Source organism: Streptococcus sp. S5 (assembly GCF_034134805.1).
Taxonomy (GTDB): Bacteria; Bacillota; Bacilli; order Lactobacillales; family Streptococcaceae; genus Streptococcus; species Streptococcus lingualis.
In genome coordinates this window covers 1,591,643-1,613,415 of record NZ_CP139419.1, presented here as the reverse complement: position 1 = coordinate 1,613,415, position 21,773 = coordinate 1,591,643, and the positions used below count along the sequence as shown (strand labels likewise).

The following is a 21,773-nucleotide window of genomic DNA, read 5'->3' as shown; positions in this document are numbered from 1 at the left end:
ATAGGAAAAAAGAAAGAGAGAAAAGACCATGCGATTCATTTTAGGACTCTTTGCCTTGTTGTTTATCCGACCTATTTTGTATCTACTGAAAGGGTTGTGGTTCGTACTGGAATTTTGCTTTATGATCCTCGTGGTCAAAATGCTCTTAGGAACCGTGCGCTGGATGACCAGTTGGATCGGCTGAGAGTAGATGAATCTATTTCAGGCTCGTGAATCAATGTCCCCTGGACATAACCTCGCTTTTCCGTTTTCAGGCTCGTGAATCAATGTCCACTGGACATTTTTTTTAATTAAAAGCATTCTAAATAGTGATTTATTTTGAAACATGATATAATAAGGGTAACGAATCGATTAAATCATATTGGAAAGGGGGAATCATAGTGAACGCATTGCATCGTCATGAAGAAGAGCGCGTGGAAGAAGTCTTGCAAAATTTGCGTGCCAAGGGCATTCGGATTACCGATACCCGCAGAGCAGTTCTTTCCTATTTAGTGGCGAGTCATGAACATCCAAGCGCTGAGAAGATCTATCGCGATTTATTGCCTCAGTTTCCAAGCATGAGTCTAGCAACTGTCTACAACAATATCAAGGTTTTAATTGATGAGGGGGTTGTCTCTGAGATCAAGGTTCGCAATGATACCACGACCTATTTTGATTTCATGGGGCATGACCATTTGAATGTGGTATGTGAAAAATGTGGCCGTATCGCTGATGTGGACATTGAAGTCCCAGATCTTCGCGAAGAAGCAGCCAGTCAAAGTGGCTACCAGATCACCAAGACCCAGATGACGGTCTATGGCATTTGCCCAGACTGTCAAAAAAATTAATGTTAGCGAAACCAGAGCCGTCAGGCTCTTTTTTGTATGGTAAAGCCACACTAGGATAGTGAAGGAAAAATAGGAGAAATCATGATATAATATACTTTTGAAATCAAACAATAGGAGAACGAGATGAAGAAGCTGGAGAATTTTTCTTGGAAAATATGGCATATTCTTTCCCTAGTTGCCGTGACCGTTCTAATGGTTGGCGGTATTTGGAGCTTCCTTTACCTAAAAGAAGCAGTACATGTTGTGAGTGATAGAAATTATGATTATGTTGGTAGAGGACAACGGTTATTGGAAAATCGAATCATTAGTGAAGAGGCCACCGGAATTCCAATATTGGCTTATAGTTTTAAGAAAGAAGATAAAAATAATGCCCCATATTATACTATCGGATCCCAATATATAGCCCTTCAAGATTCTAAACTAATCAGTGGCGAAGATAAGAAAAAAGACGCAAATGAATATTTTAGAATTCGATATTATGAATTGGGTCAAGAGAAAGGAGAAGGTCATACCATTGATGTTTTAAAACTCGTTCAAAAAATGGGTTACGACTCGATTGAAGGAAACATGCGAAGTAGCATGTTTACAGATGGAAAAGATGAGTATGTAGCTTTCAATGTTACAAAAAATAATCTCCTATTTGTGAATCTGAACAAGGGAGAAATCGCAGAGACAGATCCAAAAATGATTGTTGATTATGGTTACAGTGGATTTTATCAAATATTGCCTGCACCCAAATTTGAGACAAAAAAATACAGTCTTGATAGAAATAAAATAGATGTAGGAGGATGTTGGATAGATTATGAATATGATGATGAAGATGAAAAAGTAGAAACTTCCTCAAGTTCTACGGAGAGATTAGATCGCAATGGTGTGAAGGTGAAGGATAGTAAACTCTTAACCCTACTAAAAAAATATCGCCATCTCTTGATTTTAAAACAAAACCTCACTATGGAGGAGGAAAAAACTGTCATCAAGAGTTTGTTTCCTGATGCAGATCATTTCAGTTGGTCTATTAGCGCTCCTTATACAAAGAGTGGGCAGAAAGAAATCGTTCGGAATGCTGAAGAATTTAAAAAGATTATAAAGGAGGAAAGAGTTGAAGAAGAGTTGGAACGTGAATTTGAAAAAACATTTCAAGAAGGGCCAGACGACGATTAGTGATCGGTCAAAAGCCTTTCTAGTGGTTATCTGCTTCCTACTGTTTCTAGGATTCTATTTTTATAGAAATTTAGACGCTAACCTAAAAGGTTTCTATGATAGTAGAAGTTTCCGAGGAGATATACAGATTACAGGTTTCTCTTGGACTCGGCCCAATGCTGGTCCGGATGTGAATTTTATCTATTCTGAAACGGTTGAAGGGAAAAAGATTTCAATTCCCCTGAAAAAATCAGTCAGATTTAAACACTTGGTGATGCCGTATTCTAATAAGATTGATTTAGCTGAAAACCTAGGAATAGAAAATACCTATGATGATTTTGATAGAGCCTATTTGCCCATTATAGAGAAGGGGTTTGAATTCAGTACTGAGCGAATCGAGCTTGAAGCAGAATTAGATAAAAAAATTAACGAGTATAGTGCTTTTAGCGGCTCTTGGATTGAAATAAGCTTATCCCCTTTTAAGAAACGAGGTAACAATTATTTCAGTTTGATGGAGCAATATGAGAATAGCATTCCTAATTCTAAGTTAAAAATTCTAGGGGGATGGTATGATGTCTCGTATAGTAGTTTTATCGAATCAGGAGACATTTATGTTAAAATTATCTCCCCTGAAAATATAAGTCGATTTAAAGAATCAGGGAATGATTTTAAATCAGTTTTGAAAGATTACTTGGCAATTAAGTCTCTACCAGATGGGTGGTATGGCTTGTTCGATGATGGGAAACAAGTATCTGAGACTGTTGAAATTCGGAATGGAAAGGTTAGGGGGTGAAAGGAGGCATGGTAAAAGGAAAAATAAAATTTAATCATCAGTCATTGCGTCAACTTGGCTTATTTACGGCCTATGTTTTGACTTTATTGATGTCACCGTTTTATATATATCAAAAAATAGGGGAGAATGATTCGGCACGGTTTACGATTTTCCTAGGTGAACATTCTCTTTACAATGCCAAAGAGTTTGAAGGCCTCATTCATTCCTATTTCACCATTTCACTAGTGATTCTTTTCGTATTACCAGTACTTGCTATTCTTGTAAAATATCTCCTAAATAAATTAGGCTATCCTTTGTTAGCTCACCTTCAATCACTGTTAATTTTTGTAGCCTGTAGCATTATTTTAATCTTCACCATGTTTTCTATGACTGTTCAAATAGACCTCCTTCGGTTGGAATGGGGATTTTACTTATGTCAAGCCATCTATTGGATTTTTATCCTCAGAGAGTGGTGGAATGTCAGTGGGATCGTTTATAGACGAAATCATCCTTCAGAAGATGAAAGAGCAGAAGAGAAGGAGCAACCGGCAGAATAATCCTATTTCAACGTCAGAAGTAACATTCCCCAATTTCAAACCAGAGCCGTCAGGCTCTTTTTTGTGAGAAATTGCACTTTTCTATGGTCGCCACTAGATTTTTCACTGAAAATCTAGTAGAATAGAATAGATAAACGGGGGAAACCTCGGAGAATAAAAAGGAGATCCATCTAATGGTAAAATTGGTTTTTGCTCGCCACGGTGAGTCTGAATGGAACAAAGCTAACCTTTTCACTGGTTGGGCTGATGTTGATTTGTCTGAAAAAGGTACACAACAAGCGATCGACGCTGGTAAATTGATCAAAGAAGCTGGTATCGAATTTGACCAAGCTTATACTTCAGTATTGAAACGTGCGATCAAAACTACTAACTTGGCTCTTGAAGCTTCTGACCAATTGTGGGTTCCAGTTGAAAAATCATGGCGCTTGAACGAACGTCACTACGGTGGTTTGACTGGTAAAAACAAAGCTGAAGCTGCTGAACAATTTGGTGATGAACAAGTTCACATCTGGCGTCGTTCTTACGATGTATTGCCTCCTGCAATGGACCGTGATGATGAACACTCAGCACACACTGACCGTCGTTATGCTTCACTTGACGATTCAGTGATTCCAGATGCTGAAAACTTGAAAGTGACTTTGGAACGTGCCCTTCCATTCTGGGAAGATAAAATCGCTCCAGCACTTAAAGATGGTAAAAACGTATTCGTAGGAGCACACGGTAACTCAATCCGTGCACTTGTAAAACACATCAAACAATTGTCAGACGACGAAATCATGGATGTGGAAATCCCTAACTTCCCACCATTGGTATTCGAATTTGACGAAAAATTGAACGTTGTAAAAGAATACTATCTTGGAAAATAAAAATATCCAGTGGATATTTTTATCCCGAGCCTAGAAATGCCAAAGCGAGGCTTATCCAGTGGATATTTTTATCCCGAGCCTGAAAACGCAAAAGCGAGGCAATTCTAACGGGATTCGTTATCAATCATAGAAAGCTGACTTCGGTCAGCTTTTTTGCTTGTCTTCCTTACATCCTAGCTGGTTTTGGGTTTTCAGGGTCTCCTAAAAATGTTATAATAGAGTGTTACTAAATTGGGTTCCATTAGCCCTGAAAGGAAAAGAAAATGACAAAATCATTCTACATCACAACCCCTATCTATTACCCATCTGGTAAATTGCATATTGGTTCAGCTTATACAACGATCGCCTGTGACGTTTTGGCGCGTTACAAACGTATGATGAACTACGATGTTTTCTACCTGACTGGTCTCGATGAGCATGGTCAAAAGATCCAGCAAAAAGCAGAAGAAGCTGGGATTACGCCACAAGCTTATGTAGATGGGATGGCCGTTGGAGTGAAAGAACTCTGGCAATTACTCGATATCTCATACGATAAATTCATCCGTACGACAGACGACTACCATGAAGAAGTGGTGGCCCAAGTCTTTGAACGCTTGCTTGCGCAAGACGATATCTACCTTGGTGAGTACTCTGGCTGGTATTCAGTCTCTGATGAAGAGTTCTTTACAGAAAGCCAATTGGCTGAGGTCTTCCGTGATGAGAATGGCAAGGTCATCGGTGGGGTAGCCCCATCAGGCCACGAAGTAGAATGGGTTTCTGAAGAATCTTATTTCCTTCGCCTCAGTAAATACCAAGACCGCTTGGTCGAATTTTTTAAATCTCAACCGGATTTCATCACACCAGATGGCCGTCTCAATGAAATGTTGAAAAACTTCATCGAGCCAGGTTTGGAAGATTTAGCAGTATCTCGGACCACCTTTACTTGGGGAGTTCCAGTTCCATCTAATCCAAAACACGTGGTCTATGTATGGATTGATGCCCTTCTCAACTATGTGACAGCTCTTGGTTACGGTCAAGAAGATCATGAAAGCTTTGATAAGTTCTGGAACGGAACGGTCTTCCACATGGTCGGAAAAGACATCCTTCGTTTCCACTCCATCTACTGGCCAATCCTTCTTATGATGTTGGATATCAAATTGCCAGAACGCTTGATTGCCCATGGTTGGTTTGTCATGAAAGACGGCAAGATGTCTAAGTCTAAAGGGAATGTCATCTACCCAGAAATGTTGGTGGAACGCTTTGGCTTGGATCCACTTCGTTACTACCTCATGCGTAGTTTGCCAGTTGGTTCTGATGGTACTTTCACACCAGAAGACTACGTGGCCCGCATCAACTATGAATTGGCCAATGACCTTGGAAACCTCCTCAACCGGACGGTCGCCATGATCAATAAATACTTTGGTGGTCAAGTTCCTGCTTATGTCGAAAATGTTACCGCATTTGATGCAGATTTGGCTAAGGTGGTTGAAGAAAACATCGCTGAATACCACAAGCAAATGAATGCGGTTGATTACCCACGTGCTTTGGAAGCCGTATGGAACATCATCTCTCGGACTAACAAGTACATCGATGAGACTGCTCCTTGGGTCCTCGCTAAAGAAGATGGTGACAAGGAACAATTGGCAGCGGTCATGGCTCACTTAGCAGCTAGCCTTCGTGTCGTGGCTCACTTGATCCAACCATTCATGATGAACACCTCAAATGCCATCATGGAACAACTTGGCTTGGGCTTGGACTTCGATCTTGAAAACTTGACCCTAGTAGGCTTCCCTGAAAATGTCACAGTGGTTGCTAAAGGAACTCCAATCTTCCCACGTCTTGATATGGAAGAAGAAATTGCCTACATCCAATCTCAAATGACTGCTGGCAAACCACAAGAAAAAGAATGGATTCCAGAAGAAGTGGAACTCAAGTCTGAAAAAGATGAGATCAAATTTGAAGACTTTGACAAGGTTGAAATCCGTGTAGCAGAAGTCAAAGAAGTGGAACGCGTCGAAGGATCAGACAAATTGCTTCGCTTCCGCCTAGATGCAGGAGATGGCGAAGACCGTCAAATCCTCTCAGGTATAGCTCAATTCTATCCAAACGAACAAGAATTGGTCGGCAAGAAACTTCAAATTGTGGCCAACCTCAAACCACGTAAGATGATGAAAAAATATGTCAGCCAAGGCATGATTCTTTCCGCAGAACACGGAGATCAATTAACGGTCTTAACCGTTGATCCATCTGTACCAAATGGCAGCATTATTGGTTAAACATATATAAAAAAGCACTCCCGCGGGAGTGCTTTTCTTGTGTCGATATAGTTTCCATCATTGAGTTTTACAAGGATGGTAGATGAGTCCTATTAGTAATGGGTGTTAACGGAGACTTCCGCAGTGAGAAAAGAGTCTGAAACATTTTTGTTTCAGACTCTCGGAAGATTTGAGACAGTGGGCTCAAATCTAAGGTATGGAATCCCAAAGGGATTCGCTACCGTCCGTCCTCACCTAAGGAAAGCCTCCGAATACAGTTTCTATTCATCTGGCCGGTATTCTAGGATATCTCCTGGCTGGCAGTCGAGTTCTTTGCAGATGGCTTCAAGGGTGGTGAAGCGGATGGCTTTGGCCTTGCCGGTTTTGAGGATGGAGAGGTTGGCTGTGGTGATGCCGATTTTGTCGGCTAGCTCATTGGATTTCATTTTCCGCTTGGCTAGCATGACATCTAGATTGACGATAATCATGGCAACCTCCTTAAATGGTTAGCTCATTTTCTTCAGCAATCTCAATCCCTCTCTCTAAAATCTTGCCAAGGACCCAGACAATTGGGACAGCAAGAAGAAGTCCCGTGTTAAAGGTCAATCGGAAGGTGAAGGGAAGGAGATAAGCATTGCCGCTGGTCTCAAGTGTACCAGACATAAAGGACAAGACCAAGAGAATCTTCCAAGCTCGGTTGCAAAGATCAATGTTGGAGTGAGAAAAGATCTTTTCTTGGTAGAGATTTTGGAGGAAGCTGCGAATGGTGATGAGAAGAAAAATATAGATAGCGCTTGAGGCTAGTGGAAAGAGCAACTGCCAGAGGGGGTGCGGATGTTTGGGGAAGAGCTGGATACCATTGATATCAAAGGACAAGCGTCCAGATTGAACGATCTCCTTAAACACTCCCATCCGGGAAAGCAGGTGGATGACCAGTGCTGCCAAGGTCATAAAGCCACAGAAGTAAATGAAAGCCGTTAAGACTTCAATGACATCTTTTAAGGTTTTTGAGTTTTTCATCGAAAGCCTCCTTGAAGTTTATTTATTTTTCACTTATAGTATACTCCTTATAAAAAATAAGTCAACAAAAAGTATCGAAAAACGATAAAAAAATAATGTTAAACAAAATATTATTTTTGAGAAACAGGTAATCTCTGCTATAACTAGTCAGTTTAAACCTAGAAAACCACTACATAGAGGGGAATTTTACTATACTGTCGATTTAGGGTATACTAGTGTATAGATCTTATTCCATGGAGGTAGTAAAATGAATCTTAAGTGGAAGAAAAAATACCTGGGGCCGATTCTGGGACTAGTCGGAGCAGCTGTTCTGATCGGTGGAGTCTATCTCTACTCTAGTTCTAACATCCAACCAGACCATCAAAAGGAATTTAACCAGACCAGCAAGAAGGTCACCAAGCCAAAAGAAAAAGCTATTGACTTGAGTGGTGATTATGTCTCCAATGAACGAGATGAAGCCAAAATTGAGAAAAAAGGCAAAGCCTGGAAGATCGCTTACCAAACGGCTGATGGCAAGGTATCTGCTGAATTTAGTACGGATTGGAAGGTCGAAGGAGCTAATAAAGTTTCGACAGGCAAGATGAAAAAGTCCGATGGCAATACAGACTTTACAGTCACTGTACGTGTCTTTAAATACAAGACGGATAAGAAACCTTTGATCACGGTGACCATGTCTGATAAAAATCCTGACCACGAGATGGTCTTTGCCAACCGGGAGGATTTTTTCAAATCGACAGATCCAAATGATGTTGTCCTTGATGGCAGTCTCTCACCGTTTGAAGGTGCTTATTCCAATGATACCTATGAAAAGGAAATCGCAGATTCCGGTTTTAAACTTTATGGCTATACTCCAGAAGAATATTACCAAAACAAGACCAATGCCTTTCCAAGTATTGTAAATGGGGAGACTGGCTGGACTTTCTGGAGTGGAGGCACTCGGGCAAGTTACTTGTTCAATAAAGAAAAAGAGCCCAAGAAGCGAAAAGGCTATTATGAAGTTTATTTCACAGGGGCAAATGGGACTGCGATCCAAGGGCAAGAGCAAACCTTGTACTTGATCCCAGCAGGTGTGACAGGTCCTGATGGAGTAGCTTCCCAAGAACGTCGGATTCTCTTTGGGGACGTGGCCTACCGTGATTACCATCTAGAGTGGTGGAAAGCATACCCACAACCGAAAAAAGAGAAAGACTTGGATATTGCGGCCATTAACGGAGGAGACTTCTCAAGCTTAGCTGGAACCTGGCGCAATGGCAAGGGGGCTGAAATCGTCATCCAAGCAGACGGAAAAGTCAAGGGCCAAGGTAGCCTCAAGGCTGTTGCAGACTCGGATAAGAAGAGCAAGATCCCTTATGTTGAGATGAAGATGGGTGAAACTGGTGCAGCGATTGGACTTCTGAAAATCGGTTTCCAAAATCCAGATGGAGACCAGTCTGATACCAGCAAGCCACGTCTAGTGGTCACTCAATCTGCAGGAAACTATCCAGCTGATCAATATTTCTACCGTCAATAAAAAGTTTGAGACATCTTTGTCTCAAACTTTTTTACTGTCTAAAAGGCAGCTATCTATTTGCAGAATGCTAGTTCCTAACATTAAATGGAAAAAAATGTAAAAAAGACTTGACAAAGCAAATGATTAGCAGTATTATTAACTAGTTAATTAACCGATTAATAAACTAGTTAATAAAAATGAAAAAGAGGTGAAGGATGAATAGGAGAAGAATGAAGGTTCTGGGACTCTTGTTTCTCGGTTTCTTTCTGCTGACAGCTTGTGGAAGTCAAGGAAATGCGGGCAAGCCCCCTTCTAAAAAAGGTCTTAAAATTGTCACGAGTTTTTATCCTATCTATGCCCTGGTCAAGGAAATCTCTGGCGATCAAAATGACATCTGGATGGTTCAGTCAGGTGCAGGGATCCATGATTATGAACCCTCAACCAAGGAAGTGGCCCAGATCTATGATGCGGATGTATTTGTCTATCATTCTCAGACCCTGGAATCTTGGGCCGGCCGCTTAGATCCTAACCTACAAGGTTCCAAGTTGCGAGTGATCGAAGGCAGCCAAGGAATGACCCTTGATAAGGTGGCTGGATTAGAGGATGTCGAAGCTGGTCAGGGAAAAGAAGCAAAGCACTTGTATGATCCGCATACTTGGTTGGATCCTGTAAAAATCGCAGAGGAAGGAAAGATCATCGCCCAACGTTTGGGAGAGATCGATCCAAAGAACAAGGAACTCTATCAGGCCAATGCTCAAAAGCTTGAAAAGCGCTGTGAGGAACTGGTAGCCCGCTGCCAGCCTCTCTTTGACAAGGCCAAGCAAAAGACTTTTGTGACCCAGCATACGGCCTTTTCTTACCTGGCTAAACGCTTTGGTCTTAAGCAGTTAGGGATTGCAGGGATTTCCCCAGAGCAAGAACCGACCGCTCGGCAATTGGCGGAGATCCAGCAGTTTGTCAAAGACTACAAGGTAAAAACGATCTTTGTGGAAAAGCACACGTCGTCAAAAGTGGCAGATAGTATTGCCAAGGCAACAGGGGCGCGTGTCAAGGTCTTGGATCCACTGGAAGCTGATCCGAAAAATGATAAGGATCTATTAGAAAATTTAGAAGAAAATATGGCGACTTTAGCCAAGGAATTAGAGGAGTAAATAAAGAATGAAGAAAAAGGGAACGATTGGATTGGTAGCGACCTTGGGGCTAGGACTCTGTGCCTATGCGCTCAGTCAGCAACCACAAGTCAAGGAAGAGAAAAAGAATCAGATTCAGTATTTGCAAGCGGACAAGAAATCGTCATCGTCTGCCACCAGCAAAAAGGAAGACAGCATCGAAGCGGTCAATGCCAAGGAAAAGACCCAGGCAGAGCAGATTGTCATCAAGATTACAGATGAAGGCTTTGTCACTTCTCATGGGGATCATTTTCATTACTACAGCGGCAAGGTTCCATTTGATGCCATCTTTAGTGAAGAGTTGATTTTGCGGGATCCAACTTACCAGCTGCAAGAAGCGGATATCGTGAGCAAGGTCAAGGATGGCTATATTATCAAACGCGCTGGGAAATACTATCTCTACTTAAAGGATGCCCAGCATACGGTTAATGTGCGCTCGATCGAAGAGATCGCCCAACAACAAAAGGGAGGCGCAAAAGAAGAAGGGGAAACGGGATCGGTGCAAGCGAGCTCCTCGCACAAGTCAGGCAAGACCCGTGACTTCCGTCAACCGAGTCAAGCGCTGAAAGAAGGCAAGACTCTTGAGATGCTGACGGCTAAGAACCATACAGCTGGTGGCTACCGTACGGACGATGGTTATGTCTTTAGCCCTGGAGATGTCATTTCAGATACAGGGGACGGCTTTATTGTGCCCCATGGTGGCCATTTCCATTATATTCCAAAGAGTGCCCTATCTGCTGGCGAGTTAGCAGCAGCCCTCTCCGTCTTAGGTGGTCAAGCCGGCCATCAAGCAGGGAACTCACACCTAGCTAGTCCAAGTGCAGAAGCAAGCAAAAATCAAGGGACTCCAGATCAGGTATCTCCAAGTCTAGGGAAACAAGCTAGCAACCAGGTGTCACCAAGTCCAACCAATTCCCATGTGACACCAACGACTTCTACACCGTCCACATCCAAACCGAGTCCAATTCTCAGCAGTCTGATCGAAGAATTGCAGAAAGCCCCTCTAACTTCTCGTCATGTGGAGTCTGATGGTTCTGTCTTTGATCCAAGCAAGATTACCAAGTGGACCGATCAAGGGATTGTCTACCCTCATGGGGATCATTTCCACTTTATCCCATACAGCTCCCTATCTCCTTTAGAACGTGAGTTGGCGCGGCAATTCCAATTGCTTCGTGCTCAAGGAACTGGTAGTCCAACCGAAGGAAATCCAAGCTTGCCTTCAAATCCAAGCACAAAACCAGTTGATCCTGATCCTGATCATGACCACGAGCATGGAGACAGTCACGAGCACGAAGAGGAGCACGACCATGGCTTCCACGCAGACAAGGTCATCAGCAAGGACGAGGAAGGCTATATGGTCGCTCATGGCAACCATGCCCATTATTTCTATAAAAAGGACCTCTCTCCTCAAGAGATTGCAGCAGCGGAGGCAACTCTAGCTGGTAAGAAAGAAGAAGACAAGGGTCAGCCACTGACAGATGATGTTGCCACCTATTCTCGTGATGCCTCAGATGAGGAAAAGATCCAATACATCAGCAAGACCTACGGTGTCCCTCGCGAGGCCATTAAGATTTCCAATGGTTTCTTTGTCTTTAACAATCCAGACCAAGAATACGATCCGACCCACATCCACCCTTATGCTGTTCGTAAGGAACATGTCCGGATCCCACTTGAAACTGGCAATCCTGAACTAGACTTTATCAATGAACTCTATGCAACAGCGCTTCGTTCAGGGATTTCTCCTTATAGCCTTCAGATTGAAAATGGTCAGTTTGTCATCCCGCATGGCGATCATAACCACTACATCAAGGTGCGCTCAGCAGGTCTAGCAGACTACTTAGCCCACCGTCTTCCAACCATTCAATCGCCTTATAAAAAAGGAGACTTGGACAAAAAAGCAGTAGAGGACAAGGTCAACCAGCTCTTAGCAGAAAGTCGCAGTCTATATGCTTCTGATCCATTGCAGCAAAGACGGATTGAGCTGATCTTGGGCCACTTCTTGGAAAATGTCAAGAGTTTCCCAAGCAATTCGACGGAAGGCTACCTAGCCAGTCTCAAACAGGTTGATGAGCAGTACATTCATGCGACCCAAGCGGTCAAACCAAAAGAAGAGACAGCCTTGGATCGTCGTTACCAAGAATTGTTGGAACAAGTGCGCTTGCTAGACACAGAAGCCTTCCAATTGAAGAAGGAAGAGTTGGTCTCTCAACTGCAGGAAGCCTATACTGCCAAGGACAGCAAGCGTTTAGAGCAGGAAGGGAAGCTATTAGAAGCTGTTCAGGAGATGCAAGATCGGACGGGTGTGACATCGGTCGATTACCTCAAGTATTTCTACCAAAGCTTGAGCGATGCGCGCTTGACACCAGAACTCCGCACCAAGGCAGCAGATCTAGCCTTGAAGCTCTACCGAGCTCAAGCCTTTGAAGAAGCTTGGGATTCCAAGTCTCACTTTATGGAACTCTACCAAACTAAGCAAGCTATTGACCAGCTCTTCTCCCAAGAAAAAGGCCAAACCTATCCTATTGAAAAAACAGTTTTGGATCAAAAAGGAAGTCAAACCCCATCCTACAACGTAGCAGTTTATGATTTCCTCAAAGGCTTGTATGGAGAGTTGGATAAGGCAACAGAAGCCCGTCAACAGAACAAGATTTTGACAGCTCTCTTAGAGCAAATCCAGTCGCTCTTGCCACAAGTCGAAGACCAAGGCAAACGAACTGCTTTTGAAGCAGGCTTGGCTCAACTTGGAAAAGAATCTGATCCAGACAAGGCTATTACAAGTGGGGAAGCACTTCTACGCGAAATCAGTGATACCATTGAAAAGCAAAAACAAAAGCAAACGGAAGAGCCTCAAATTGGGGATGTCGCTCTTTATCAACAGCTCTATAACCAATTGATGGCCCTACACCAACAATTGGTGGAAAAGGGAGCTAGTGATGCTGTATTTGATCGCTTAGAAGCTCTCTTTGACCAATTGTCTAATCCAAAGAGTGATAAAGCAGCCTTACTACAGGCCATCCAAGCCTTCCAGGCAGAATTGGCAGCTGCGCCATCTGCAAACGAAGCGGGGAAACCAGCTTCTACAGCTGAAACGCCTGTCGCTACAGAAACTCCGGTGGAAAAAGAAGCAGCAGCTTCAGAAAGAAGCAGGCCTGCCACCACTGAGACAGAAACAGAGCCTGCAAGCTCAGCTGTAACAGAAGCAAGCACACCAGATGCTCCATCTCCTCAGAACCAATAGAAAATAGAAAAGAGAGTAGGACAGAAATCGGTAATTCGTTAGAATTCGATTTCGTCGTCCCACCTCCGCACAGTTGACTAGGGCTGTAAAAGCTGATGAAATCAGCGTAGTAGAGCCCACTCAACCACTGCGTCTTGCTCGACAATCCAAAAATAATTGAGAGGCTAGGACTTTTGTCCCAGCCTCTTTTTGCGTTCTAGTGAATATTAGAGGTCAGTTGTTGAGCCTCACTCCTTGTGCTCCAGGAGCAGTGGAGAGGTAGACTCGACTGCTTTTTTTCGCTTGAAAAATGCGGCCATTTGAACCAGGATGCGGGGGACCGTTTGCCATTTTTTCCAAGCTTGAAAGCGAGTGTCGATGAGCTGCTTGGCTAAGCGTTCCAGCATTTCCCGTTCGGTTGGATCCAGATCCTGGGCATTTTGGAGGATTTCTTTGGCCTTAGCTAGCTGTTTGAGATCGGTTAGATCATTGATGGAAGTGATGCCGGCATCCAGAAAAATGCCAAAAAAGGTGTCAAAAAACTTCTTGCGCTCCTCTGCCGATGTTTCGCGAACCCATTGCTTCAAGGTCAGGTCGGTCTGCTGGCTATCGGGACTGGTTTCAGAAACAGTCACAAAGCTGTAGTCCTTGATTTCCCAAGTAAAGGCATCGTGCTGGGCAAAGCCACCCAAGGCGTGACTTTTGACAATGGTCGTCGGTTCTGGCACTTCCAACATCATGCCAACGATGGATCCCTGAGGGACAAAGCGACGAATGTATGGGGACGTGCGCTGGTAGCCTTCGGTTTCGATAATGGCCTTGTTGAGGCCAGGAGCATCGTAGCTGTAGATCGTGTCGACCCGTTCAAATAAGGAATCAGGTAGATACGAGCAGGCATAGGTTGCAAGATTTCCCCCTTTGGAGTGACCGGCTACTATGAAACGTCCTTTCGGAAATTCCTTCATGACGTTTTGCAGGTAGCTGGCAGCGCGCTTCTGGGCTGGGACATGGTCCATATAGGTCATGTGGAAGTCTTCCTTCCAGCCGATCAAGGTGTCATCCGTCCCTCTGAAAACGACCAAATACACATCCAGACTAAGCCGATAGGTCATGGCTGCAAACTGTTTTTGGACATCGGGATCGTACTCATCGACATAGTTAAGGAGTTTGATGTTCTTAAAGCGCTTTGAAGTAGCCAAGTCATCGACTAATTGGAGGTGCTGGTTACTCACGATAAAATCGGTAGTCCGATTGATCAGTTCCATCGCATCAGACAGGCGCACTGGAATTCCTGTTGTATCTCCTTGAGGCACAATGTGTCCAAAGGGCAGATAGGTTAGCTCTGTCAATGCGAGAACATCCAGTTCTTTGAAGGGGCGGTCATAAATGGAATCGTAGGTCACTTCTTTTAGGTAATCAAAAATAGTCGACATCTGTGCCTCCCGTGTCTTATTTCTTTCAGTATAGCACAAAAATGGATGTAGAAAAAGCGCCTCCTATCAAGAAAGTAGAGGCCAGCTCTTCTTTCCCTCTGAAACAGCCTTTTTCTCTGCTGTTTAATCTGTTATAATAGGAAGAAGAAAATAAGAAGGAAAGAAAGCCATGCATAAAATTCTCTTAGTGGAAGACGATGAAATTATCCGCCAACAAGTCAAACAATTATTGGAACAATGGGGCTATGAAGTGGTCGCAGTAGAGGACTTTATGGATGTCCTCGGGATCTTTGTCGAAAGTGACCCCCACTTGATCCTCATGGATATTGGCCTGCCTCTCTACAATGGTTACCACTGGTGCCAGGAGATTCGCAAGGTTTCAAAGGTTCCGATCATGTTTCTTTCTTCACGGGATCAAGCCATGGATATTGTCATGGCCATCAATATGGGTGGAGACGACTTTGTTACCAAGCCTTTTGACCAAAATGTCCTCCTTGCCAAGGTTCAAGGACTCTTGCGCCGCTCTTACGAATTTGGGACAGATCAAAATCTGCTGGAGCACCGGGGAGCCATCCTCAATCTCAAGTCTACGGACTTGGTGTATGAAGGGGAAGTCATCAAGCTGACCAAGAATGAATTTCAGATCCTGCGTGTCCTGTTTGAGCATGCAGGCAGTATCGTGGCGCGTGATGACATGATGAAGGAGCTCTGGAATAGCGACTTCTTTATTGATGACAATACCTTGTCTGTCAATGTGGCCCGCCTTCGTAAGAAACTAGAAGAAGCTGGCTTGTCAAATTTCATCGAAACCAAGAAAGGCATCGGTTACGGGTTGACCCATGAATAAATTTGGAACGATCTTCTGGCAGTATGTGGTATCCCGCAGGCGCCTGCTCTATCTATTGGTCATCTTTTTGATCGTCGATTTGGTCTTTGCCTATCTCTTTCCAGAGACAGGGACGGTTTTCCTCTATGCGACCCTGGTGCTAGGCTTTTTTACTCTTTGTATCTTGATCTGGGATTTCGCCATGACCTTTCGGGACTACCGCAAAGCCGCACTATATGAGGAAGTTGAGGTTGCCTCACCACTGGAACACCTCCTTTATGAAAAATACAGGGAAGAACAGCAGGCGCGCCTGGAAGAAGGAAAGACAGCCCAGGCCAAGTTCAATGACCTGATGGATTACTATACCCTCTGGGTTCACCAGATTAAGACGCCCATTGCGGCCAGCCAGCTCTTGGTGCAAGATGTCGAGACACCCATTGTCAAGCAGCAGATGGAGCAGGAGCTTTTTAAGATTGACTCCTATGCCAATCTGGTTTTGCAGTACCTGCGACTAGAGAGTTTTCATGATGATCTGGTCTTGAGGCGCGTGTCGGTAGAAGATTTGGTCAAAGAAGTAGTCCGCAAGTATGCCCTCTTTTTTATCCAAAAGAACTTGACCGTGGATCTGCATGATTTGGAGCAGGAGGTCATCACCGATCGCAAGTGGCTCCTGGTCATCATCGAGCAGCTCTTGTCCAATAGCCTCAAGTACACCAGCACCGGTGGAATTGAAATCTATTTTAAAGACCAGACTCTCTATATAAAAGATAGCGGGATTGGGATCAAAAATAGCGATGTCCTTCGCGTCTTTGAGCGGGGCTTCTCCGGCTATAATGGCCACCTGACCCAGCAATCCTCAGGGCTGGGACTCTATCTATCTAAGAAAATCGCAGAGCAATTGGGCCACAGGATCACCCTCCATTCAGAGGTCGGCCAAGGCACGACTGTTGCCATTCACTTTGAAGAGAAGAAGTTGGTCATGGATTAAGATTTCCCCATCTTACAAAAATGTAAGAAATAAAGGTCAAAATGAAAGGTTAGGTTATGGTAGCCGCCTTTTATTTTTTATACAATAGTCTCATCAAATGAAGGAGGTCAAGAAAATGAAACTCTTGAAATGGATGAAACAACCCAAAAAGACTGAGAAACCAAATAACCAAACCGATCTGGAAAAGACGGAATTTGGTCTCCAAGTCCTGCAACAAACCCAAGAATTTTTCTTGATCTACTAGTAAAAGGAGAAAAGTATGTCATTACTAGACGTTCAACATATCAAAAAAATCTACAAAACCCGCTTTCAAGGAACGCAGGTCGAAGCTCTAAAAGATATTCACTTCACTGTTGAAAAAGGGGAATACGTCGCTATCATGGGGGAATCAGGATCCGGGAAATCCACCCTCCTCAATATCCTAGCCATGCTGGACCAGCCAACCGAAGGACGGGTCTACCTCAATGGCACGGACACCTCAACCATCAAGAACAAAGACGCGTCCAGCTTCCGCCGGGAAAAACTTGGCTTTGTCTTTCAAGACTTCAATCTGCTTGATACCTTGTCTGTCAAGGACAATATCCTTCTCCCTCTAGTCCTTTCTCGCAGACCAGTCAAGGAAATGATGAGCAAGGTGGATAGCGTCAGTCGGGAGTTGGGCATTCACCAACTGCTTGAAAAATATCCCTACGAAATCTCTGGTGGGCAAAAACAACGGGTAGCCGTAGCACGGGCCATCATCACCTCCCCTGAAATCCTCCTTGCGGATGAGCCAACAGGGGCGCTGGATTCCAAGTCTTCGGCTGCTTTGCTGGATGTCTTTGAAGATATCAATACCATGGGCCAAACCATTCTCATGGTGACCCACTCAACCGCAGCAGCAGCGAGGGCCAAGCGCGTGCTCTTTATCAAGGATGGGATTCTTTACAACCAGATCTTCCGCGGGGAAAAGACAGAGCGTCAGATGTTCCAAGAAATCTCAGATACTCTGACGATCATGGCAAGTGAGGTGGAGTAGATGTTTCGATTAACCACTAAATTAGCTTGCTCTAATCTGATCAAGAACCGCAAGCTCTATTATCCCTTTGCGATTGCAGTCATTCTCGCAGTGACCATCGCTTATCTCTTTGACTCCCTGACCTTTAATCCCCACATTTCCGAGCTTCGAGGGGGCGATTCCATGATCTTTACCCTCGTCTTGGGACTGTTTGTGGTCAATGCAGCGGGGGCCATCATCGTGCTCTATGCCAATAGCTTCGTCATGAAAAATCGCTCCAAGGAGCTGGGCATCTACAGCATGCTAGGCCTTGAGAAACGCCATCTTATCAGCATGATCTTCAAGGAACTCTTGATGTTTGGCTTTCTAACCATCTCAGCCGGAGTCTTGATTGGAGCCCTCTTTGACAAGCTGATCTTTGCCTTTCTCTTGAAACTCATGAAGATGAAGGTCCAGCTAGTATCTACCTTCCAACCTGGGATTGTCATCTTGGTCTTTGTCACCTTTGGTCTCATCTTTGGACTTTTGATTCTTCTCAATGCTTGGCGCATTCTCCGTTTAAATGCCCTGCAGTTGACGCGTGAGAAATCTAGTGGCGAAAAGAAAGCCAGCTTTTTGTGGCCTCAAACCATCCTGGGCTTAGCAGCTCTTGCTTTTGGCTACTACCTAGCTGTGTCTGTCAAAGACCCCATTATTGCGCTTGTGACCTTCTTTCTAGCCGTTATCCTGGTCATGATCGGAACCTACCTGCTCTTTAATGCTGGGATCACCGTCTTCTTGCATCTGCTTAAGAAAAAGAAGAGCTACTATTACCAGCCCAACAATATGATCTCGGTCTCTAACCTCATCTATCGCATGAAGAAAAATGCAGTGGGGCTTGCGACCATTGCCATCCTCTCGACCATGGTGCTAGTAACCATCTCTGCAGCCACCAACATCTATGTCGGTAGCGAAATGGTCAAGAAAATCATGGCGCCTCATGATTTCTCTGTCCAAGGAAAAGGGGTTGAGCTGGAGCAGATCAATCAGAAATTTGATGAATTTGCCTCTGAGCACCATCTCGAGATCAAGAATCGGGACCTGATGATCTATGCCAACTTTGGGGTTAAATCACAAAAGGGCACAGACTTGACCGTCTATCCAGCTGATGAACGCAGCGTCACTCCTAAAACCGTCTTTATGGTCTTTGATGCAGCTAGTTATGAACACATGACAGGCGAACAAGTTGATCTGACAGGCAACCAAGTTGTTCTCTTTGCCCATAACGAGGCTCTTAAGGGGCAAAAGCAGTTCACTATCAACGGGCAAGACTTCCAAGTCAAAGAAGAGGTGAGCAAGGATTTTATCACCGATCATGTGCCAAACCAGTTTAATATGCTGACAGAGGATTTCAATTACCTAATCGTACCTGACCTCTCAACCTTTGTCGCCCAGTTTCCAAATCTTGCCATCTATACCAATATCTATGGTGGTTTCAATGTCAATGTCGATGAAGACCAGCAACTCAAGCTAGCAACTAGCTATGACAAGATGATCGATGAATTGAGCAGCCAACAGGGCCAAGGAACATTCATCTATGGAGGCAACCGAGCCAATGATGTGGCAGAGTTGAATAGCCTCTTTGGTGGCATCTTCTTTATCGGAATTTTCTTGTCACTGATCTTTATGGTCGGAACAGTTATCGTGATCTACTACAAGCAAATCTCAGAAGGCTATGAAGACCGTGACCGCTTCATCATCCTCCAACAGGTGGGGCTCGATGAACACGAGGTCAAACGGACCATCAACCGTCAAGTGCGGACTGTCTTTTTCCTCCCTCTCATCTTTGCCTTTATCCATCTGGCCTTTGCCTACCATATGATCCGCCTCATTCTCAAAGTCCTCGGTGTCATCAATAGTGGCCAAGTCCTCGTCGTGACCCTCAGCGTCTGCGCCGTCTTTCTCATCACCTACCTGATCGTCTTTTGGATCACCTCTCGGAGCTATCGTAAGATTGTGCAGATATAAGAAAAAGAAGCTTGAATCAAATTAGAAACTTTCCTTAGGTGAGTACGGACGTCATGGAACTTCTATGAAGTTCCATGACTAATTATTGAGCCTAAGGTCTCAATAATTCCGAGTGCCTGAAACAATTATGTTTCAGGCACTTTTCTCACAGCGGAAAGTTTCAATATACTTTAAATAATAATCAGAAATCATTTTGATATTTTTGCACAATAGTCCAGCTAAGGTTATTCAAAGAAAAGAATTATCAATTTTTTTAAGCTCGCTTATGGCGAGCCTTTTCTGTGAAAACCGACTGCGATTGTTTTTGTTTTTCAAAGGGATACACAAAAAAGACTGAACCAGTCGAGTTCAGTCTTTGATCGATTTCTATTAAAGTGATGTAAGGAAAGTCAATCCCCCTAGGATGACACCTGCTGAATTTGGAATGATCAAAATCCAGTCTTTTTTAGGTTCCTTTGTCCAACCATAAATGACCCAGATCAAGCAAGAAATAGCAGCTGACAAGGGTTGGAAAGGTTGGGCCTTATTTCCCTGTAAATTAGCAATAATTTGTGGGATGTAGGCAATGAAAACGATAATCCCAATAAAGGCACCGATCGAGCCAACGATTTGGTTGATTTTTTGTTTATTCATAAAATTTTACCTCCGTGTATCAAAATAGCATAAGTAGGAAGAAAATGCAATTAATTTGCATGCTATGCAAGATGAAAGTGATTACATTCGCACAAAATTAGACAATGTGTCAAAAATGGAAACTAGAGAGAAGACTCTCTCGAAGAGAAATCCATCTTCCTGCAAAATCACAAGATTGTGACACTTTACAGTTCGGTAACATTTGAAAAAAAGACTTGAATTTGTAAAGGACAAAAGGTAGAATAGTGCATACTTTAAAAAAAGAAAAGGAAATGGTAGTTTCAAAATGAATGAAAAACAAATGAAAATTCTCGGTTGGGTTGCGACCTTTATGTCTGTGATGATGTACGTGTCTTACTTCCCACAAATCATGGATAACCTCGCTGGTCACAAAGGGAACTTTGTTCAACCTCTTGTCGCAGCCATCAACTGTAGCCTTTGGGTTTACTACGGACTCTTCAAAAAAGAACGCGATATTCCACTTGCTGCAGCCAATGCACCAGGGATCATCTTTGGTTTGATCACAGCCATCACAGCCTTGTAATCAATGAAAGAGAGAGTGGGACAGAAATTGGTAATTCGTTAGAATTCGATTTCGTCGTCCCACCTCCGCACAGTTGAGAAGGGCTGCAAAAGCTGATGCAATCAGCGTAGTAGAGCCCACTCAACCACTGCGTCTTGCTCGACAATCCAAAAACAATTGAGAGGCCAGGACTTTTGTCCCAGCCTCTTTTTTATAACTTCACTCATTTCCATGGTATAATGGGAGGACTATTAACCGAGAAGATCAAAAGGAGACACGAGTGGATCAAAAACATCACTGCCAAGTCCTATGGGCGAAAAATAAGTACCTGGTGCTGAGCCATTCCAGCAACATTTACAAGGAGATCCGGGAATACCTCAAGCAAGACCAGGTGGAGGTCAGCCACGTCGAGGACCTGATCCAGCAAGCGTTAGCCTTGCCGGAAAATCGTGGTCAGGTCTCCAATGCCTTCCAGCATATCTGGGGCTATTTCAAAAAGCAGGCGACTGCTGAGGAAAAGGCAGACTTTATGTTGCTACTTGAGAAATACCAGCATGGGCAAGCTAGCCAAGAGGATCTCATCAAGGGGATCCAGACGCTCCTTGAGCGTTATCCCAATCGCTACTTGCAAGAGTCAACACTACTAGGAGGTCAATAGATGAGACTGTGGCACCAAGACTTGATTCCCAAACTCCCTCGACCCCAGCTTCTAGGCCAACACCGGGAATGCTGCGCCCTTCGAGGTAATGGCTGGGGCAAGAAGCACGCGACGGTCAACTATGTCTTTGACTACTCGCCCTATCGCCTCTATGCCTATCACCGCCTGATCATGGAGGAGATGACCGCTCGTGGCTACAAGGTCAGTCCAGAGTGGTGGGAGCCGACCTATCGAGGCAAAACCTGCCCAGCTTACCCAGAGCTGAAAGAGGAAGCTTTAACCACGCCGATCTATCCTGAGCATCAGGACACTTACCTCCAAGAATGCCTAGATAACCTAGCAGAAAAAGGGATTCAATTAGATTAAAAAAAAAACGGACCAGACCAGGTTCGTTTTTTTGCGCCAATTCCCAACAAA

The 21,773-nt window shown here is 44.0% G+C and carries 21 protein-coding genes; 17 read left to right on the top strand and 4 right to left on the bottom strand.

The window, feature by feature from the left end:
- Positions 1-380 precede the first annotated feature (380 nt).
- The 6 genes from SM123_RS07715 (at position 381) to metG (ending at position 6,417) form a co-directional block, all read left to right on the top strand.
- Complete coding sequence (locus tag SM123_RS07715) at positions 381-827, top strand: Fur family transcriptional regulator (RefSeq protein ID WP_003006041.1); 447 nt, start codon at positions 381-383, stop codon at positions 825-827.
- A 123-nt stretch (positions 828-950) separates the two neighbouring features.
- The gene (locus tag SM123_RS07710; RefSeq protein WP_049474238.1) at positions 951-1,988 is read left to right on the top strand and encodes a hypothetical protein; all 1,038 of its coding nucleotides are present in this window, start codon (positions 951-953) and stop codon (positions 1,986-1,988) included.
- A complete protein-coding gene (locus SM123_RS07705) occupies positions 1,927-2,760 on the top strand; it encodes a hypothetical protein (RefSeq protein WP_320909379.1) in 834 nt (277 codons plus the stop codon). The genes SM123_RS07710 and SM123_RS07705 overlap by 62 nt, the downstream gene beginning before the upstream one ends.
- Positions 2,761-2,768: 8 nt before the next feature.
- Positions 2,769-3,296, top strand: coding sequence for a hypothetical protein (locus tag SM123_RS07700; RefSeq protein ID WP_320909378.1), 528 nt, complete (start codon positions 2,769-2,771; stop codon positions 3,294-3,296).
- 173 nt (positions 3,297-3,469) lie between these two features.
- A complete protein-coding gene (locus SM123_RS07695) occupies positions 3,470-4,162 on the top strand; it encodes a phosphoglycerate mutase (RefSeq protein ID WP_003012031.1) in 693 nt (230 codons plus the stop codon).
- 263 nt (positions 4,163-4,425) lie between these two features.
- Positions 4,426-6,417 carry a methionine--tRNA ligase gene (gene metG, locus SM123_RS07690; RefSeq protein WP_320909377.1) on the top strand — a complete coding sequence of 664 codons (1,992 nt, stop codon included), beginning with the start codon at positions 4,426-4,428 and terminating at the stop codon, positions 6,415-6,417.
- Between the two features lie 260 nt (positions 6,418-6,677).
- On the opposite strand, the gene SM123_RS07685 is transcribed toward metG, so the two are convergent.
- Positions 6,678-6,884 carry a helix-turn-helix domain-containing protein gene (locus SM123_RS07685; protein WP_003006064.1) on the bottom strand — a complete coding sequence of 69 codons (207 nt, stop codon included), beginning with the start codon at positions 6,882-6,884 and terminating at the stop codon, positions 6,678-6,680.
- Between the two features lie 10 nt (positions 6,885-6,894).
- Positions 6,895-7,416, bottom strand: coding sequence for a DUF2975 domain-containing protein (locus SM123_RS07680; protein ID WP_320909376.1), 522 nt, complete (start codon positions 7,414-7,416; stop codon positions 6,895-6,897).
- Positions 7,417-7,663: 247 nt separating this feature from the next.
- Here SM123_RS07680 and SM123_RS07675 point away from each other — a divergent pair, with 247 nt between their 5' ends.
- The 3 genes from SM123_RS07675 (at position 7,664) to SM123_RS07665 (ending at position 13,312) form a co-directional block, all read left to right on the top strand.
- Complete coding sequence (locus SM123_RS07675) at positions 7,664-8,926, top strand: DUF6287 domain-containing protein (protein ID WP_320909375.1); 1,263 nt, start codon at positions 7,664-7,666, stop codon at positions 8,924-8,926.
- Between the two features lie 194 nt (positions 8,927-9,120).
- A complete protein-coding gene (locus SM123_RS07670; RefSeq protein ID WP_320909374.1) occupies positions 9,121-10,056 on the top strand; it encodes a metal ABC transporter solute-binding protein, Zn/Mn family in 936 nt (311 codons plus the stop codon).
- A gap of 7 nt (positions 10,057-10,063) precedes the next feature.
- A complete protein-coding gene (locus SM123_RS07665; RefSeq protein ID WP_320909373.1) occupies positions 10,064-13,312 on the top strand; it encodes a pneumococcal-type histidine triad protein in 3,249 nt (1,082 codons plus the stop codon).
- Positions 13,313-13,539: 227 nt separating this feature from the next.
- Here the strand turns inward: SM123_RS07665 and SM123_RS07660 are convergent, their stop codons facing one another.
- Positions 13,540-14,724 (bottom strand): DUF2974 domain-containing protein, encoded by a 1,185-nt coding sequence (locus SM123_RS07660; protein ID WP_320909372.1) that lies wholly within the window; start codon positions 14,722-14,724, stop codon positions 13,540-13,542.
- Positions 14,725-14,893: 169 nt separating this feature from the next.
- On the opposite strand from SM123_RS07660, the gene SM123_RS07655 reads away from it, so the two are divergent.
- From SM123_RS07655 to SM123_RS07635, 5 genes are all read left to right on the top strand, one after another.
- Positions 14,894-15,571, top strand: a complete 678-nt coding sequence (locus SM123_RS07655) for a response regulator transcription factor (RefSeq protein ID WP_003006080.1) — start codon at positions 14,894-14,896, stop codon at positions 15,569-15,571.
- On the top strand, positions 15,564-16,538 hold the full coding sequence (locus SM123_RS07650; protein ID WP_320909371.1) for a sensor histidine kinase: 975 nt from the start codon (positions 15,564-15,566) through the stop codon (positions 16,536-16,538). Before SM123_RS07655 ends, SM123_RS07650 begins: the two co-directional genes overlap by 8 nt.
- A 115-nt stretch (positions 16,539-16,653) precedes the next feature.
- Entirely contained in the window at positions 16,654-16,782 is a 129-nt protein-coding gene (locus SM123_RS07645; protein WP_260314290.1) for a hypothetical protein, read from the top strand.
- Between the two features lie 15 nt (positions 16,783-16,797).
- Positions 16,798-17,556: an ABC transporter ATP-binding protein gene (locus SM123_RS07640; RefSeq protein WP_061563696.1), complete on the top strand. Its 759-nt coding sequence runs from the start codon at positions 16,798-16,800 to the stop codon at positions 17,554-17,556.
- Positions 17,557-19,542 (top strand): ABC transporter permease, encoded by a 1,986-nt coding sequence (locus tag SM123_RS07635; protein ID WP_320909370.1) that lies wholly within the window; start codon positions 17,557-17,559, stop codon positions 19,540-19,542.
- A 369-nt stretch (positions 19,543-19,911) separates the two neighbouring features.
- Here SM123_RS07635 and SM123_RS07630 read toward each other — a convergent pair whose 3' ends face one another.
- Complete coding sequence (locus SM123_RS07630) at positions 19,912-20,175, bottom strand: SemiSWEET family transporter (RefSeq protein ID WP_003012241.1); 264 nt, start codon at positions 20,173-20,175, stop codon at positions 19,912-19,914.
- Positions 20,176-20,461: 286 nt separating this feature from the next.
- Between SM123_RS07630 and SM123_RS07625 the strand changes: the two genes are divergently transcribed.
- The 3 genes from SM123_RS07625 to SM123_RS07615 all read left to right on the top strand — a co-directional run bounded on the left by SM123_RS07625 (position 20,462) and on the right by SM123_RS07615 (position 21,722).
- The gene (locus tag SM123_RS07625) at positions 20,462-20,719 is read left to right on the top strand and encodes a SemiSWEET family transporter (protein WP_003006102.1); all 258 of its coding nucleotides are present in this window, start codon (positions 20,462-20,464) and stop codon (positions 20,717-20,719) included.
- A gap of 259 nt (positions 20,720-20,978) precedes the next feature.
- The gene (locus SM123_RS07620) at positions 20,979-21,356 is read left to right on the top strand and encodes a YbgA family protein (RefSeq protein WP_320909369.1); all 378 of its coding nucleotides are present in this window, start codon (positions 20,979-20,981) and stop codon (positions 21,354-21,356) included.
- Positions 21,357-21,722, top strand: a complete 366-nt coding sequence (locus SM123_RS07615) for a TIGR02328 family protein (RefSeq protein ID WP_315378364.1) — start codon at positions 21,357-21,359, stop codon at positions 21,720-21,722.
- Positions 21,723-21,773 lie beyond the last annotated feature (51 nt).